At 65.0% G+C, this 14,958-nt stretch carries 17 protein-coding genes; 4 read left to right on the top strand and 13 right to left on the bottom strand.

Going from position 1 to position 14,958, the window contains the following annotated elements; translation table 11 throughout:
• Positions 1 to 10 precede the first annotated feature (10 nt).
• Entirely contained in the window at positions 11 to 292 is a 282-nt protein-coding gene (locus AC13Q5_RS01575) for a helix-turn-helix transcriptional regulator (RefSeq protein WP_488500679.1), read from the bottom strand.
• Between the two features lie 240 nt (positions 293 to 532).
• Here AC13Q5_RS01575 and AC13Q5_RS01570 point away from each other — a divergent pair, with 240 nt between their 5' ends.
• Positions 533 to 1,183, top strand: coding sequence for a nucleotidyltransferase family protein (locus AC13Q5_RS01570; protein ID WP_488500678.1), 651 nt, complete (start codon positions 533 to 535; stop codon positions 1,181 to 1,183).
• A 1-nt stretch (position 1,184) separates the two neighbouring features.
• On the opposite strand, the gene AC13Q5_RS01565 is transcribed toward AC13Q5_RS01570, so the two are convergent.
• The 11 genes from AC13Q5_RS01565 to AC13Q5_RS01515 form a co-directional block, all read right to left on the bottom strand.
• A complete protein-coding gene (locus AC13Q5_RS01565) occupies positions 1,185 to 1,700 on the bottom strand; it encodes a DUF2285 domain-containing protein (protein ID WP_488500677.1) in 516 nt (171 codons plus the stop codon).
• Entirely contained in the window at positions 1,633 to 1,944 is a 312-nt protein-coding gene (locus AC13Q5_RS01560) for a transcriptional regulator domain-containing protein (RefSeq protein WP_488501152.1), read from the bottom strand. The genes AC13Q5_RS01565 and AC13Q5_RS01560 overlap by 68 nt, the downstream gene beginning before the upstream one ends.
• Before the next feature lie 141 nt (positions 1,945 to 2,085).
• Entirely contained in the window at positions 2,086 to 2,352 is a 267-nt protein-coding gene (locus AC13Q5_RS01555) for a DNA -binding domain-containing protein (RefSeq protein WP_488500676.1), read from the bottom strand.
• A 96-nt stretch (positions 2,353 to 2,448) separates the two neighbouring features.
• Positions 2,449 to 2,706: a helix-turn-helix domain-containing protein gene (locus AC13Q5_RS01550; RefSeq protein ID WP_488500675.1), complete on the bottom strand. Its 258-nt coding sequence runs from the start codon at positions 2,704 to 2,706 to the stop codon at positions 2,449 to 2,451.
• A gap of 187 nt (positions 2,707 to 2,893) precedes the next feature.
• The gene (locus AC13Q5_RS01545; RefSeq protein ID WP_488500674.1) at positions 2,894 to 3,220 is read right to left on the bottom strand and encodes a DUF736 domain-containing protein; all 327 of its coding nucleotides are present in this window, start codon (positions 3,218 to 3,220) and stop codon (positions 2,894 to 2,896) included.
• Between the two features lie 565 nt (positions 3,221 to 3,785).
• Positions 3,786 to 4,229 (bottom strand): hypothetical protein, encoded by a 444-nt coding sequence (locus AC13Q5_RS01540; RefSeq protein WP_488500673.1) that lies wholly within the window; start codon positions 4,227 to 4,229, stop codon positions 3,786 to 3,788.
• 141 nt (positions 4,230 to 4,370) lie between these two features.
• A complete protein-coding gene (locus tag AC13Q5_RS01535; RefSeq protein ID WP_162894760.1) occupies positions 4,371 to 4,535 on the bottom strand; it encodes a hypothetical protein in 165 nt (54 codons plus the stop codon).
• Positions 4,536 to 4,755: 220 nt separating this feature from the next.
• Positions 4,756 to 5,391, bottom strand: coding sequence for a hypothetical protein (locus AC13Q5_RS01530; protein WP_488500672.1), 636 nt, complete (start codon positions 5,389 to 5,391; stop codon positions 4,756 to 4,758).
• 22 nt (positions 5,392 to 5,413) lie between these two features.
• Positions 5,414 to 6,337 carry a DUF2493 domain-containing protein gene (locus AC13Q5_RS01525; protein WP_488500671.1) on the bottom strand — a complete coding sequence of 308 codons (924 nt, stop codon included), beginning with the start codon at positions 6,335 to 6,337 and terminating at the stop codon, positions 5,414 to 5,416.
• Positions 6,338 to 6,646: 309 nt separating this feature from the next.
• Entirely contained in the window at positions 6,647 to 7,681 is a 1,035-nt protein-coding gene (locus AC13Q5_RS01520) for a DUF7146 domain-containing protein (RefSeq protein ID WP_488500670.1), read from the bottom strand.
• Positions 7,681 to 12,006 (bottom strand): strawberry notch-like NTP hydrolase domain-containing protein, encoded by a 4,326-nt coding sequence (locus AC13Q5_RS01515; RefSeq protein ID WP_488500669.1) that lies wholly within the window; start codon positions 12,004 to 12,006, stop codon positions 7,681 to 7,683. The genes AC13Q5_RS01520 and AC13Q5_RS01515 overlap by 1 nt, the downstream gene beginning before the upstream one ends.
• 234 nt (positions 12,007 to 12,240) lie before the next feature.
• Here AC13Q5_RS01515 and AC13Q5_RS01510 point away from each other — a divergent pair, with 234 nt between their 5' ends.
• Positions 12,241 to 12,423, top strand: coding sequence for a hypothetical protein (locus AC13Q5_RS01510; RefSeq protein WP_488500668.1), 183 nt, complete (start codon positions 12,241 to 12,243; stop codon positions 12,421 to 12,423).
• Positions 12,424 to 12,618: 195 nt separating this feature from the next.
• On the opposite strand, the gene AC13Q5_RS01505 is transcribed toward AC13Q5_RS01510, so the two are convergent.
• A complete protein-coding gene (locus AC13Q5_RS01505) occupies positions 12,619 to 13,536 on the bottom strand; it encodes an alpha/beta hydrolase (protein ID WP_488500667.1) in 918 nt (305 codons plus the stop codon).
• A gap of 176 nt (positions 13,537 to 13,712) precedes the next feature.
• On the opposite strand from AC13Q5_RS01505, the gene AC13Q5_RS01500 reads away from it, so the two are divergent.
• Both AC13Q5_RS01500 and AC13Q5_RS01495 read left to right on the top strand, forming a co-directional pair.
• The gene (locus AC13Q5_RS01500) at positions 13,713 to 14,624 is read left to right on the top strand and encodes a LysR family transcriptional regulator (RefSeq protein WP_488500666.1); all 912 of its coding nucleotides are present in this window, start codon (positions 13,713 to 13,715) and stop codon (positions 14,622 to 14,624) included.
• 136 nt (positions 14,625 to 14,760) lie between these two features.
• Positions 14,761 to 14,916: a hypothetical protein gene (locus AC13Q5_RS01495; RefSeq protein ID WP_488500665.1), complete on the top strand. Its 156-nt coding sequence runs from the start codon at positions 14,761 to 14,763 to the stop codon at positions 14,914 to 14,916.
• Positions 14,917 to 14,958: the final 42 nt, after the last annotated feature.

Genomic DNA, 14,958 nt, shown 5'->3' with positions numbered 1-14,958 from the left:
TCCGAGCGGCTCAGCGCTGTGGCACTTGGGCGCGCGTCGCCCCGTTCCCGTCATGACGCTTGGCTGGGAGGACAGCGTCAGTCTCGGCAGTGGAGTTCTTCGTGCCGCGATTGGCCCAGGCTTGGAGATCGGCGACGGCGTAAACGACGCGGCCGCCGAGCTTCTTGAATGCTGGACCCGTCCCATAGGTGCGATGCTTTTCGAGCGTCCGGCCCGACAGACCAAGAAAGCGCGCCGCTTCCGGCGTGCGGAGATAGCGTGGGGGGACTTGGACGGTCGCGCTTTCGGCCATGATCGAAGCTCCGTGCGGTGCTGGCGGGCCGCCGGATGTCGGCGGCGGTTCCAGCGCACGGTCGGTCGTTTGCGCGCAATCGACGATGTCGAAGATTTGCGGGAAAAATCGACACCCCGAAACCGGCCGAGATCGACTGTCTAGTGCAGCGGCATAAGCTCAGTTACAAACTCGCTGCTAAGCTAGGCCAATAGAATCGAGACGGAGCGCTTTCTATAAATTCGTGGAGGCCAAGGGGTATTGTTAGGAAATCACGCCAACGACGAACACACCAAGTGTTCGGTTTTTGCCATCATTCTGGCTGCGGGCCGGTCGAGTCGGATGTTAAATGGGCGAGCCCACAAGATGCTGGCCCTCGTCAACGGCGTCCCGCTTATTCGAATTGCCGCGGAACGTGCCATCGCGAGCAAGGCTGAACGCACCTTCGTCGTCACCGGTTTTATGGAGAAGGCTGTTGAAGAATGTCTGTCCGGCCTCGCTGTACATTCTGTCTACAACTCTGATTTTTCCCACGGAATGGCGAGTTCAATCGTCTCTGGTCTGAATGCACAGGGGGCGCAGGAAGCCGATGGAATTCTTATTCTTCTCGCCGACATGCCGGCCATCAGCTCGGCACATCTCGACGCGCTGATTGAGGCATTTTCTAATGCGGGAGGCCGCGCTATCGTGCGCGCCTCGTTCGGCGATCGAGCCGGCAATCCTGTTATTTTGCCTCGTATCCTGTATCCCCGTCTTCTGGAATTGGAGGGAGATCGCGGCGCCCAACGGTTGATCGAAACATGCGGGCTGGACATCCTTCATGTCGAAATCGGCCCTGCGGCCACAATCGACATCGATACGGAAGCAGATTTGCACGCCGCTGGCGGAACCCTGCCTGATTTTCTCAACTAGACTAAGACAAGGGTTTGCGCTGCCGCTTCAGGAGGCTGAGGTAGCCGCCGCGGACGAGATTCATGCCGTCCCGTGCGAGACGGATCGTTGTTTCTCGCAACGCGTCGCCCGCCCAGGAAGCGGCCTCGATCTTGTGGGTGGGGAAGAGTACCAACGCGATTGCGCGATAGCTTTCGCGTTCGAGACGAGCGTCCACGGCGCGCAACATCTGGCGGAGGCGCAGGCGTCGTTGTGGAGTCACGCGCGGGTCCGGTGGCGCTGGTGGCGCAAGGGCGCCGCGCCAGTAGCGGGCGATCGCCTCAAGGCGGTCCGGCGTCGAGTCATCCAGCACAATGACCGCCGCCCGAGGCGCAGTCGCGTCGTCAAGGCCGACGAGGCGCGCTCGGGCGACCTCGTTGCCGAGCGCGATCCGCTTGTCGGATACGGCAGGCGGCTCCGACATATGTCCGCTAGCAGACGATGCAGCAGCAACCCAGGTCGGGAGCGCCTGCAAGATCAGCGTCCAAGGATCGGCCATTGGCGTCCACGCGGGTTTTGCATCCGTTGCTGAGAGGTCGGGATCGGCCGCGAAAGGATAACCCCCATTTGTCAGAGAGGGCGGCCTCGACGTGGTCCGCGTCGAGACCGGTACGCTTTAATTGATTGTAGTCGTGCCGATACTCGGAATTGCGCCGCAGGAATTCCCAGGCCAGATCCGGAGCGTCGAGTTCACTCACATAGTCGTAGGCGGTTGAGATCCGCCATTTGCCTTGCTCCGGCATCATATGGCCTCCCATTCCTCGCACGGCGCGAGAAGTGCAAGCGATAACGATTCCCGGTTGAGTGCCTGGTTGGGAAGGTCGAAGATCGACACGGGCGATGCATGATCTGCATCACGGAGCTAAGGAGGGGAACGAAGAGGATTAATGAAGACTGGAACGAATGAGGTCGCGAAACCCATTTTGGGTCATCCAATGGGCGCGGGCGAGATGGCTTTGGTACACGAGTTCGGCGCGAGCAAAATCGCTCTTCGGATCGAGGCCGAAGATGATCAAGGTCACTTCTCGCCAACAGGCGCCGTCGTTTTCGGCGTCGAGAAGCCGAAGATAGGTCGCGAGATGTGCGCGGTCGTAGTCGGTGAGCCGCGGGTCTGTTGGCGGTCGGTCTAGAAAGTCGGCTTTCGCGCTCATCGTTAATATTCCCCCACCGATGTAATATCCGAAACGGATGGAGTTTGCACGACGGTGGTAGCGCAGAAGCGACGGCGCGTTGCGGCGTTGTTGATTTTAAGCGCGCTGCGCGGGCCGTTGACCGTTTTGCCGGACAAGCATCACTCCTTCGCCCTGATCGGAGCTGAGGAAGACGATGCCGTTCCCCTCAAGTGCTCTCCGGACCTGATCGCGTGTCGACTCGTGCACGGCGAGTCCATTCTCGGACTCGACGCGTTTGAGAGCGGTGAGCGATACCAGGGCCTTGTCGGCGAGCGTCTCCTGATTCCAACCAAGCAACGCGCGGGCGGCCCGTGACTGTCGGGCGGTGATCATGCATGATCACCTCCTACAGTCGAGACTCCGCACGCTACGAAAACGACTATAATAGTCGTCTTTGACTGGCTTGGCGAGGCCAAACACCGTCATTTCAACTTTGTACGGTCGGCGAGCGGATAAACTGATTCGGTCGCCTTCGACGCCGAAGGCCCCGACCTTTCGGCCGGGGCCTTGCGCAGGGACCTCAGTCGCCGCGCCGTCCGTTGGGGCGGGACCAGATCAGGGAGAATGTGTCGCCGTCCTCATCGTCGAAGAGGTTGGCGTAGATCGGGGCGTTGAAGCTCGGATCGTCGAGCTTGAGGCCCAGATAGTCGCGGCCTTCGTTGGAGCGCTTGGTCCAAGCGGCGCCGATCTCGGCGCGGCCGACCAAGACCCGGTGGCTAGGGGCGTTCTCGCCGGTGGCGCGCTGATCGGGGACGATGCGCACGTTCTTGGCCTGGACGCTGAGGGTGACGATTTCGCCGGTGAACTCGTTCGAGCCGGTCTTCTTGAAGGTGCCGATGGTCGCCATTGTAAGTCTCCGTTTTCCGTTCCCGAGCCCGCACCATTGCGGCCTCGATGGCGATCGGCAGGCCGGAGGCGATCGACGGCGCACCCCGAAGGGGCCTGACAGCCAAGGAGGGCTTTCTTGGCTCGCGAGGAATGACGGCATAGCCGGCAGGGGAAGAAAGTTCGACGCGGCTGTTGCGTCATAGGCGATCGAGGCGAAGCCGGCTTTCGGCCAGATCAGGCCATTGGAGAGGCCGTTTGGAGCGGTCGCGTGACGGTCAGAAAGGGAGAGATGGCGGCCCACCGCTGCTGCCAAGATGACTTCGCCACGAACCTCACCGGCGAGCCATGTTCCCTTGTCCGGGCCGATCACGGCATCCTGGCCCGGCCTGCCTCCGGGGGAATGTCTCCGTATCATCGGATCCCGGACAAACCATGACGGCTGACGCTGCGCCTGCGCCTCCCGTGGGTCGCTTCTCAGGACCGAGCCTCGATCCGCTTTCCAAGCCCCGCAACCGCCCACTCTCTTGACGGGCATCGCCGCTTCGATCCGCGCCCTGGTCCCCACCACGGCTACATGCGCGATGTCAGGCCCGCGCGAGGTCCCGGCCGGTGGGGCCGCGGGCCGTGGCCATCCCCGCGACCCGGACGGAGGCCGTGATGCCGACGGCGATGGCCCCGATGACGGAGAATGTGATCTGCCAAGCGTCCGACGGCATCAGGTGCTTTACGATGCCATGGGTGGCGTGGAAGCCCGCGACGGCGGCGGGTGCGACGAAGATGACGGCGACCGCGAGCTTCAGCCACATCGGCCGTGCGAAGGTGATGAGGAGCTGGCCGACTGCGAAGGTGACGGCCGCGGCGATGAGGCCGACCAGGATCGCGCCGGGGATGCCGGCGCCGGTACCGTGGGCCCAGGCGGCTGCGGCGAAGCCGACGAAGGCCGGCAGCGCGAAAACGGCCAGCGTGAACAACAGCCAGCAAAGCAGGCCTATTGCCGCGAGAGATGCGAGTATAGCGAGGATGATCATAGTGGTGGCCTCCGTGCCAAAAGGTCTGACGGTTGCGCCTGCCACCACCACCACGGCGCGACCGCACTATAGCGGAAGATCGACTGTGCCGGGAGCGGAAATCGCGGCGGATTTCCGCTTTGGCGGACCGGGTTCTCCCGGTCAGGCGAAAGGATCGATCTCATGGACGATCGCGGCGGTGTCCCCGTCGTACTCGCTGGCGGGCATGACTGAATGGGTGCCGTCGCCGGCCTGGAAGATGACGATGGCGGCCATCAGCGAGGTGGCGAGGCTGAAGGCGAAGGCGTGTGCTTGCTTGAGGGACATCGATCCGGCTCCTGTTTCGAGCGGAGGACCATCCCCCGCTGACAGGCGCCCGAAGTGTCGAACTGGTCGCTGCAATCACCGCGCAGGCGCAGCCGCAGCGGCGGCATGCTCGCATAGCCGACCCTTTACGGGTTGATGGCGCCAAGCGGCCAGTCTGACCAAGGATCAGCGCAGAAAAGCGGGTGTGGTGCTCGGCGTCGGGAGAGCCGGCCCTGTCCCGTCAGTCGGGAAGCACCTGCATTCGCCATGCCGGGGCGTTGGCGATGTAGTCGCGGTAGGCATAGTTGATCAGGTCGCGCACCAGCTCGAGCAGCCCGCCGACCGGCAGGCCGTCGAAGGGATCGCCATGGGCCATGCCGTTGCGCCGCTGGCTGAGGCTGGGCTTTGCATCGCCGGTGACGAATCCGATCGCGGTGCCTCCGGTGCGGACGATCATCGGAATGTGCGCGTCGGTCAGGCCGTCGGCGTCCACCATGTGCCTCAGCAGCGTCGCGAAGGTGCGGCCCTTCTTCGGGATCTGACCGCCGTATCGGTCCATCGTGGCGAGTTCGAGGGCGATCAGCGCCGCAAGCTCGCCGGCCTTCAGCACGTCGAGGTCGACCCAGCCCAGGAGGTAGAGCGTCTGCGCACGCGCGAACTTCGCACGCACGATGTCCGGGATGCGCTCGTCGATGCCGAGGCCGACGATGAATTTCCGCCATGTCTGCGGATCGTTGAACTGAAGGAATCCACCGGACATTCCCGGCGATGGCCAGGGAATGATGAGCGGTTCGGTGCGCGGCGGAAGGTCCAGGTCGAGATTCAGAGGCTTTTCCTTTCTGATATTCGGCCGCGCAACAATACTCGCGATCGACAAGTATTGCGAAGTCTGACGGCGCTTACGCGCCGCCGAACTTCCAGACCGGGATGCCGAGCTTCTTGGCCTTGTCGGCGAGGTTGTCGTTGATGCCGGTGCCCGGGAAGTGCATCACGCCCTTCGGCACGATTTCCAGCATCTGATCGTTGCGCTTGAACGGCGCTGCCCGGCCGTGCTTCGTCCAGTCTGGCGCGAAGCCGATCTGCGGGACGTTGCGGTTCTTCGCCCAGAGCGAGGCGATCTTCTCGGCTCCTTTCGGCGACTTGCCGTGGATCAGCACCATAGCGGGATGCTTCTCGTGAACTTGGTCGAGCTTGGCCCAGATCAGCCGATGGTCGTCATAGTCGAGCCCGCCGGTCACGACGATCTTCGGGCCCGGTGGCAGGAGCACCTCCTGGTCGGCCCGCTTCTTCGCCATCAGGAAATCGCGGCTGTCGATCATCGCTGACGTCAGATTACGATGGTTGACCTTCGATCCGCTGCGCGGGAGCCAAGTCTTGCCGACGTGACGCTCGTAGTGTTCGGCGGCCTGGTCGCGCATTAGCTCGAAGGCGTTCTGGCGCTCGATCAGCGTTATGCCCTCGGCGATCAGGCGCTCCAGTTCGACCGATTTTACCTCGCTGCCGTCCTGTTCGCGCTGCGCCCGCTTCTGGGCCTGCTCGTTATCGTCCAGTTCTCGGCCGATCCGGTCGGTGGCACGGTGGAAGACGTTGACGGTCGACCACAGGAGATCGTCGAGATCGGGTTCGAGCCGCGTGTCCTCCAGGGTGCCGATCAGCGCGTCGAAGATGTCGGCGACGGCGCCCGCGACCTGGTTGCCGTCGGGCAGAAGCCGCTGGTCGGGCTCGTCGGCGAAGGGCCGGTAGCCGTGGAGCTGCAGTTCGTTGAGGACGTGGTCGGTGGGGGAGGATTCGTGGTGCGGTTCGAAGTCGTCGTGGTCGTCCATGGGATGCTCCGTCGGTAGGACCGCGACCGTCGCGGCCTTTATGGCGACGAAGCCCATCGGCGGGACGGCTTTGCACCCGGAGCGCAGCGTAGGGCCGGAGCGTCAGCGGAGGATGGCGAAGGCCGGCTATTTTGCCTCGCGATGGAAAGGCGCGGCATGCGCCGCCGGAAAATAGTCGGCCGCCGCCATTGCCGGGCCGGCCCGACTGTGGGCCGATCGCCCTCTCGAAGGCCGAGGCGCGCTCCTCTCAGACGGTATGGGGTATCCGGACGGGCATGGCGGCACCGCCGCCACCTTCCTCCCTGGCGGCTAGGCCGCGAGCGCCATGAAACGCGCGACGTCCTGCGGCCCGATCTGCATCCGGGTCTGGCTTCTGAGCGCGTCGATGCCGAGGGTGCGGAGATCCTCGTTGAAGTCGCCGAGCTGGGGCGAGATGACGATTGCCTCGATCCCGGCCGCATTCGCCCGTTCAACCAGGCTGTCACGCGCACCGTCACCGGCCGGATCGTCGTCGCGGAGGATGTAGAGCCGCCGCAGCGTGTCCGGGAGCAGGATGCCGGCGAGATGGGCTGCGGAGAGCGCCGCCAGCATCGGCATGTCGGGCAAGACTTGCCTGACCGACAGTACGGTCTCGATGCCTTCGCCGGCCGCCATGACTTCGCCGCCTGCGCCGAAGCGGACCGCGTTGCCGAGAAGATCGCCCATCGCCCGCCTCGGCGTATCGAGTGGCGCCTTGTCGCGACGGCGCGGGTCGAGCCAGGTGCGATGTGCCCCGGTGATCTTGCCGCCAAGGTCGGTGACGGCTGCGATCATCGCCGGCCAGATTTCGGTCGGAGAATGCTCGTCCGGCCGATAGTAGCATCGCGGGTGGAAGCGCAGATTTCCGGTTCCGCGTAGATCCGTAATGCCGCGTTCCCGTAGATACGACTGCACGAGCGTGCCCGTAATCGGCTGCGACATGCCGATCAGACGGCGGGCCGCCTCTGGCGACCCGTGCGGTACGGGTGCCTGACGAGGGTTTGCCGGCGACAGTTCGGGCTGCGGCATGCTGAGGAAGGTCCGCGCCTCCTCAGTGACGTCCTTGAAGTCGATCAGGCCGCAGCTCTCGCGGATCACGTCGAGAAGATCGCCATGCTCGCCGGTCGCGGCGTCGGTCCATTTGCCGGCCGGACCCTTCGGCGAGTCCTTGAGGCGGACGTACATCGAACGGCCCGGCGTGTTGCGCGCGTCGCCGACCAGCCAGTAGCGGCCCTCGCGCCGGCCGCTGGACAGGTAATGGCGGCACACCGCCTCGGCCTGCCGGCCGAGACGCTGCGCAAGATCGGAAGCATCGTGACGGGACATCACGCGGCCCCCCGTTCGGCGATGCGCGTCACTGGATAGGTGTCGAGCAGCTTGGCGAGCACCGCTGCACCACTGGCGTCGGCCGGAACGAAGAAGCGCAGCTTCCAGGAGATGATCTCGCTGAACAGGCCATAGGCGCGCAGCCGGTCGCGCATCGCCTCGGTGAACCCGGTCAGCTCCAGACGATGGGCGTTCATGACGCGGGCGCGGCGAAGCTGGAGGCCCTCGGCGAGATCCAGGACCGTGCTGCCCTCCATCAGCGCGGCGAAGGCGTGTTCCGGCGTCAGCGTGCTCGCCCCCTGCGAGGCGGCGTTGACGGCCCAGGCCGGCGACACGCGGCGGCCGATGATCCGTTCGCCCGCATCGGTCTGGAGCCGGTAGACCCGCGTCGACTCGTCCGGCAGGCGCTTCCAGATCGGCAGCAGCAGGCCGGCGGCGATGTGGATCGTGCTGTCGGAGAATTCCGGGATGTCGGCAAGCTCGGCCTCCCATGCGGCGGCGAAGCGGTCGCGATCGGTTTCCTCCCAATGGCTCTCGTCCATCATGCGCAGCGGCGGATAGTGCCGCTCCATCGGCCGGATCAGGCAGACGCGGCGTTCGATCTCGCCGTCATCGAGCATCATCGACGGGGCCGGCATCTGCACCGCGGCGCGACCGGAGCGACCATTGACGAGCAGCCGCGCACACGGATCGGCGCGATTGCCGAGCGCATCGAGCAGCGTGATGGGTCGATTGCGCTCCCGGCGCGTGATGGTCAGCAGCCGAGTCTCCGCGCCGGTGCCGGGATGCACATGGATCACCTGGCTGTCGGTGACCACGAAGCTCTCGGCCTGAAGCGTCTCCAGCCCGAGGTCATAGTGGCCGCTGCGGATCGCACCCTCGATCTTCGCCATCAGGAGCTGCTCGAACGCGGTGAACAGGATGCCCTGTAGCTCGATGGTGAGCGCCAGCAGCCGGTTGAGGAAGGTGGTGATCGGCGGCAACTCATCCTTGATGCCGTTGTCGTCCATCAGCTTCAGGCCGGTGGCGGCTTCGAAGCGATCGAGCGAGCAGCCTTCGACCTTGCCGCGCACGAGCAGCAGGTAGAGCTGGCGCAGCGCATCGCGCGCATAGTGGGATTCGAGATTGTCTTCGGGCCGGAACAGGCCCTGACCGCCGGTCTGGCGCTGGCCGCGCGTGATGGCGCCGAGTGTGTCGAGCCGGCGCGCGATGGTCGAGAGGAAGCGCTTCTCAGCCTTCACGTCGGTGGCGATCGGCCGGAACAGCGGCGGCTGCGCCTGGTTGGAGCGATTGGTGCGGCCGAGGCCCTGGATCGCGGCGTCCGCCTTCCAGCCGGGCTCCAGCAGATAGTGGATACGCAGGCGCTGGTTCCGGGCGGCAAGGTCCGCGTGATAGCTGCGGCCGGTGCCGCCGGCGTCGGAGAAGACGAGGACGCGCTTGTCGTCGTCCATGAACGCGGCCGCCTCGGCGAGATTGGCGGATGCCGCCCGGTTCTCGACGACGAGCCGTTCGCCCTTGCGCACCACACGGCGCGATCGTCCCGTCACCTCGGCGACGATGTCCGTGCCGAAGCGCTGGACGATCTGGTCGAGCGCGCCAGGGACAGGCGGGAGCGATGCGAGCCGTTCGATGAGCTCGTCGCGCCGGGCGACGGCCTCGCGGCTCTCGACGGGCTGGCCATCGCGAAAGACCGGCCGCGACGACAGATTGCCCTCGCTGTCGGAGAACGGCTCGTAGAGCTGCACCGGGAAGGAATGGGCGAGATAGTCCATCACATATTCGCGCGGCGTGATGTCGACGCGCACGTCGTTCCATTCCTCGGTCGGGATCTCTGCCAGGCGGCGCTCCATCAGGGCCTCGCCGGTCGAGACGATCTGGATGACGGCGGAATGGCCGTCCGCCAGGTCCTGCTCGATCGAGCGGACCAGCGTCGGCGTTTTCATGCTGGTCAGCAGATGGCCGAAGAAGCGCTGCTTGGCGCTCTCGAAGGCGGAGCGTGCGGCCGACTTCGCCTGACGGTTCAGCGTTCCGCTATCACCGATGATGTTGGCGGCCTGCATCGCGGCGTCGAGATGATTGTGGATGATGGCGAAGGCGCCGGCATAGGCATCATAGATCCGGGTCTGCTCGGGCGTGAGCTGGTGCTCGACCAGTTCGTACTCGACGCCGTCATAAGAGAGCGAGCGAGCCGTGTAGAGGCCGAGCGCACGCAGGTCTCGGGCCAAGACTTCCATGGCTGCAACGCCGCCATTGTCGACGGCCTCGACGAATTCGGCGCGGTTGGCGAACGGAAAATCCTCGCCGCCCCAGAGGCCAAGCCGCTGGGCATAGGCGAGATTGTGTACGGTCGTGGCGCCGGTCGCCGACACGTAGACTACGCGGGCGTTCGGTAGCGCGTGCTGGAGCCTCAGGCCCGCACGGCCTTGCTGCGATGGGGCCACATCGCCCCGTTCTCCCTTGCCGCCGCCGGCGTTCTGCATCGCGTGGGACTCGTCGAAAATGATCACTCCGTCGAAATCGGAGCCCAACCATTCGACGATCTGCTTGACGCGCGAAAGCTTCTCCCCGCGGTCGTCGGACCGTAGCGTAGCATAGGTGGTGAATAGGACGCCTTCGGGCAGCCGGATCGACGTACCCTGCGGGAAGCGCGAGAGCGGCGTGACCAGCAAGCGTTCCATGCCAACCGCCGACCAGTCGCGCTGGGCATCTTCGAGCAGCTTGTCGGACTTGGAAATCCAGACCGCCTTGCGGCGGCCCTGGAGCCAGTTGTCGAGGATGATGCCGGCCGACTGGCGGCCCTTGCCGGCGCCGGTGCCGTCGCCGAGCATGAAGCCACGGCGGAAGCGAACCGCGTTCGGGGCATCGTCCGGCGCGGCGGTGACGAGGTCGCCGGTCTCGTCCACGGTCCAGGCTCCGGCGAGATATTCGCCGTGGGCCTCGCCGGCATAGATCACCGTCTCGAGCTGGGCGTCGGAGAGGATGCCGTCGGTGACGATCGCCGCCGGCAGCGTCGGCCGATAGCTCGGCTTCGGCGGCGCGACCGAGGCCATGGCGGCGGACTGCACCAGCTTGGTCGGATGCGGCTGCGCGCCCTCGATGCGGATCGACTGGAGCGCATAGGCCTCATAGATCGAGTCCGACAGGCGGCCGGTCTCCGGCGGCTTCCAGTCGATGGTCTCATAGGCGAGCGGCACGCCTTCGAGCTGAGCGATGCGACGGGCGGGCTGAGTCACCGCCGCGCGGGCGAGATAGCCTCGCACTGTGCGCGGCTGGGTGGCCGGCATAGTGACAGGACGCGCGATCGAGACCGGCAGGCGCGCGGGAAGCTGCGTGTCGATCCAGCCGAGCAGCGTCGCGACATCGGGTGCGATGCCGGCGGAGTCTGGAAAATGCTCGGGGTCCTCGGCCGGCGCCTTGTCGATGACGGTCAGGCGGGTCTCGATGGTCGTGCCGTGCTTGGCATAGACCGAGCCGGCAATCGCGGCGGTGAACACGACACGGCCGCGCCCCTGCAGCCGGACGAAAGCGTCCCGCCAGGCCGGAAGCTCGGGCGAGAAGTTCGCGCCGGTGATGGCGACCAGGCGCCCGCCGTCGGCAAGCCGGGCGAGCGCCGAGGCAATATGCCGATAGGCGGCGTCGGCGACGCGCCCGGTGACGTTCGCCATCACCGAGAACGGCGGGTTCATGATGACGACGCTCGGCACGGCGGCCGGATCGAGATGGTCGTCGATCTGGGCGGCGTCGAAGCGCGTGACGGGGACGGCCGGAAAGAGAGAAGTGAGAAGATCGGCGCGTGTCTCGGCCAGCTCGTTGAGGATCAGCGAAGCGCCTACGGTCTCGGCGAGCACGCCGAGCAGCCCGGTGCCGGCGGACGGCTCCAGCACGCGGTCGGCCCGGGTCAATGTTGCCGCCGTGAGCGCGGCCAGGCCAAGCGGGATCGGAGTCGAGAATTGCTGGAAGGCCTGTGCCTCCTCGGATCGGCGGGTGTGCGTCGGCAGCAGCCAGACGATCTTGGCGAGGGCCGAAAGCCGTGAAGCCGGCGATGCGGCTTTACGGAAAAGCGGCTTTCCGTATTTGCGCAGGAACAGGACGGTCGCGGCCTCGCAGGCGTCATAGGCAGTTTTCCAATCCCATGCGCCAGCAGCGTCGGACGCGCCGAAGGCGTCCTCCATGGCGCTGCGCAGCATGACGGCATCGACGGTGCGGCCCTGTTCGAGGTGGGAGAGGATGCGCTCGGCGGCGGCAAGGATGGAGGCGGCCGGCGGCGTGTGCGGAACAAGCGGAAGCGAAGCCACCTGAGCGGCTGGGAGCGGAGCATGGAACATGGAGGGAGACCTCGGAGAGCGGGACCAGGACGAGCCGGCCCGGCGCTCTCTCTCGACCGGACGGGCTCAAACCCGTCCCGGCCACCCTCTCACTCTGGCGCGGGTTGAACCCGGTCTATCGCTCCGGCTTCCGGCGGTGAGGGTGGGACGCTCCGCTCCATTGGGAAAGAGAAGCTGCGACAGCCCGCTCCTTCGAGTCCGCCGCACCGGACGACGACGCGGAGAAGTGATGAAATGCAGCAAGAACTGCATCAACTGGCGCGGCATGTTGGCGGTCGTGTTCGGCGCGGGTTTCGTGCTCCGGCCCCGGTTGGCGCATCTCCGGCCGTCGCCGGCCTCGCCCAATCGAGCGAGGAAGAGAACCGGCCGATCGGCTTTGCCCGTGTCAACGGGCGGTGGGAGGTGGCAGTCAGGTAGGGGCGCGGTGGGATCAACCGTGCGCGAACCTCGCCGATGGAAGAGTTTCCACCGTCCCCGGCACGGGCGGAGAACGGCGATCCCTGCAGCAGCTGCTACGTGACCGCGGAACGGCCGAGCTTGGGCTGAAGGCGTACCGTTCGAGTCGGGGGTGGAGTGACATGGGGTAACATCGGGGCGTGGTCGCCCCGATGTCTAAGCGAGCTTTTCGCGGAAGTGTGCCGCTACGCGGTCAGCGGCTCGGCGAACGGTTTCGGCATCATCGTAGAAGTCAAAGTGCTTTCCCTCCGTCCAGAACAGCTCTTTCGGGCCGCCCAGCAGCCCGTAGATCTTACGCGCTCGATCGGGGAACGCCGCTTCGTCCGAATGGATCACCAGCGTCGGCGCCTTTACGAGCGGCGCGCGCGACATCGGATCGAACTGGAGCCAGGGCTCCCACCCCATGACCGCGAACTCGTTACGCCAGGAACGGACGCCCCCGCCGCGGGACTTATCCATGTAATACTCGCTCGGGCTCGAACTTGCCGCCTGCATGTTGCCCGGATCGTAGGCGGGAACAATGTCAATGACGCCAGTCTCGTCATATCGCTTACGCGCCGCGCGACCCGCGGCCACTCTGCTGTCATAACCCTCGCGCGTGAAGATCTTCACTGCCGACTCGGGGTCGGAGAAGAAACCCGCCACCGTGGCTACCGCGCCGACGTTCGGATCCTCGGTGGCGGTGTACATCACAGCGCCGCCGCTCGTGCATACGCCCAATAGCCCGGTGCCCGAGACATCCGGCCGCCGCTTCAGAAAACGCAGTGCGGCGGACAGGTCCTCCGCCTTGCTTTCCGGGTCCTCGTACTGCCGCTTGGCACCGCTACTCTCGCCGTAGTTCCGGTAGTCGACTGACAGCGCAATGATTCCTCGGCGCGCAAGCTCACCCGCGTGATTGCCGCCCATCATTTCCTTGACCGAGTTCATCGAGCCGCCCACGGCGACGGCAGGATAGCGCTTCGAGGGAGCGTGCCCTTCAGGGAGATACAGGTTCGCCACGACGAAGCCGTCTCCGCTCGGGAAGCTGACCTTCTGCGCCTTGGGTTGGCTGCGTTCTGTAAGTGTTTCTGCCATGGCGTTTCTCATGCTGAAAAGGGCGACGCTCGCTCCAGCGGCCAGACCAAGTTGCCTGCGCGTAAACATGTGGGGCATCAGCGCGCTTCCTGTTGTTCCATGCCTGTAGGGTAGCCACTGCCGCAAACTTTGATAATATCGGAAAATTTTCATGGTCTTGTAAGTTGGATTTGATAATGCAGCCGGATCTGCTCGACGGAATAGTGGTTTTCACGCGCGTAGCGGAGAGGCGCAGCTTCACCGCTGCTGCGAAGGAGCTAGGAGTCACCCCGGCGGCAGTCAGTTGGAGCATCAAGAGCCTTGAAAGACGGGTAGGTGCGCCGCTCCTCACCAGAACGACCCGTTCGGTCGGATTGACCGAGGCCGGCGAGTTGTTCCTGGAACAGGCACGCGCCGGAGTGGTCCACATCGAAGCTGCCTTCGAGGCAGCGCAGCGGCTTGGCGCTAGTCCGCGAGGCTTGTTGCGCCTTAGTGTTCCCTACGTGGCGCATACGGTTCTCGAGCCCGTATTGCGCGGGTTTGCTGCGGCTTATCCCGACATCGAGCTGGAACTCGTCTTCGAGGATCGGTTCGTGGACATTGCGGCCGAAGGCTACGACGCGGGGATCCGGATCGGCGAGATGATCGAACAGGACATGGTGGCCGTTCGGCTCACACGTCCCTCTCCGAAAGTGGTTGTGGGCTCCCCAGCCTATTTCGCCGATCGAGGTAAACCGAAGCGACCGGAGCAGTTGGAAGACCATTCGTGCATCAACGCCCGCCTAGTCGGAGGCGCTATCCATCGATGGGAGTTCATTGATGATAGTCGTCCAGAGGGGGATCAGACCTTTTCAATTGCTGTGAAAGGTCCGTTGATCGTGAATGGGCCCGCGATGTGTCTGTCGGCCGGCATTGCCGGCGTTGGCCTCACCTACAACATTGGCACCGTCGTGCGACCGCTGATCGACCGAGGGTTGCTGACTACGTGCCTTGAACCGTTCCTGCCCGAGAGCCCTGGATTCTTCATCTTCTTTCCAGACAGAAAGCAGATTCTGCCGAAGCTTCGCGCCTTTATCGATTTTTGGAGATCTTCAGTCGAGGCTGAGTAACCTTTCTGGGATGGAGAACGCGCGCCTGGTGCGAGCCAATCCTGACATTAGCGAGCTGATCGAGCGGCCGGCTTCGCGGTGCCATTCGTGCCATGGGCAGAATTGCCGGGCTGCTGACGCTAGGATCCGCTTGTGGATGCGCGTCGCCGCCGCCGTAGCGATCGCCATTCATCCGCAACCGGCGCCAGTCCCGTCATGGTCTATCGGCCTTGCGCGCCTTGCGGGCGCGGCGCCGGATCCGGCCATGGATTGGATCGTGGACGTAGCGACGAAGGTCGCCGCGACGATCTAGCAGTCTATCACTTCGATGGGGGAGGTGGCCGGAGCGGCCGAA

This window comes from Martinezella sp. CNPSo 3964 (assembly GCF_057784375.1).
This window is presented reverse-complemented; position numbering and strand designations above follow the sequence as displayed.

Bases quoted from the DNA above. Each gene is read 5' to 3' on its own strand.
- AC13Q5_RS01500 (WP_488500666.1), top strand. From the start codon at position 13,713: ATGCAGCCGGATCTGCTCGACGGAATAGTGGTTTTCACGCGCGTAGCG.
- AC13Q5_RS01565 (WP_488500677.1), bottom strand. From the start codon at position 1,700: ATGGCCGATCCTTGGACGCTGATCTTGCAGGCGCTCCCGACCTGGGTT.
- AC13Q5_RS01495 (WP_488500665.1), top strand. From the start codon at position 14,761: ATGCGCGTCGCCGCCGCCGTAGCGATCGCCATTCATCCGCAACCGGCG.
- AC13Q5_RS01575 (WP_488500679.1), bottom strand. From the start codon at position 292: ATGGCCGAAAGCGCGACCGTCCAAGTCCCCCCACGCTATCTCCGCACG.
- AC13Q5_RS01510 (WP_488500668.1), top strand. From the start codon at position 12,241: ATGCAGCAAGAACTGCATCAACTGGCGCGGCATGTTGGCGGTCGTGTT.
- AC13Q5_RS01520 (WP_488500670.1), bottom strand. From the start codon at position 7,681: ATGTCCCGTCACGATGCTTCCGATCTTGCGCAGCGTCTCGGCCGGCAG.
- AC13Q5_RS01555 (WP_488500676.1), bottom strand. From the start codon at position 2,352: ATGAGCGCGAAAGCCGACTTTCTAGACCGACCGCCAACAGACCCGCGG.
- AC13Q5_RS01535 (WP_162894760.1), bottom strand. From the start codon at position 4,535: ATGTCCCTCAAGCAAGCACACGCCTTCGCCTTCAGCCTCGCCACCTCG.
- AC13Q5_RS01550 (WP_488500675.1), bottom strand. From the start codon at position 2,706: ATGATCACCGCCCGACAGTCACGGGCCGCCCGCGCGTTGCTTGGTTGG.
- AC13Q5_RS01505 (WP_488500667.1), bottom strand. From the start codon at position 13,536: ATGGCAGAAACACTTACAGAACGCAGCCAACCCAAGGCGCAGAAGGTC.
- AC13Q5_RS01525 (WP_488500671.1), bottom strand. From the start codon at position 6,337: ATGGACGACCACGACGACTTCGAACCGCACCACGAATCCTCCCCCACC.
- AC13Q5_RS01540 (WP_488500673.1), bottom strand. From the start codon at position 4,229: ATGATCATCCTCGCTATACTCGCATCTCTCGCGGCAATAGGCCTGCTT.
- AC13Q5_RS01515 (WP_488500669.1), bottom strand. From the start codon at position 12,006: ATGTTCCATGCTCCGCTCCCAGCCGCTCAGGTGGCTTCGCTTCCGCTT.
- AC13Q5_RS01560 (WP_488501152.1), bottom strand. From the start codon at position 1,944: ATGCCGGAGCAAGGCAAATGGCGGATCTCAACCGCCTACGACTATGTG.
- AC13Q5_RS01545 (WP_488500674.1), bottom strand. From the start codon at position 3,220: ATGGCGACCATCGGCACCTTCAAGAAGACCGGCTCGAACGAGTTCACC.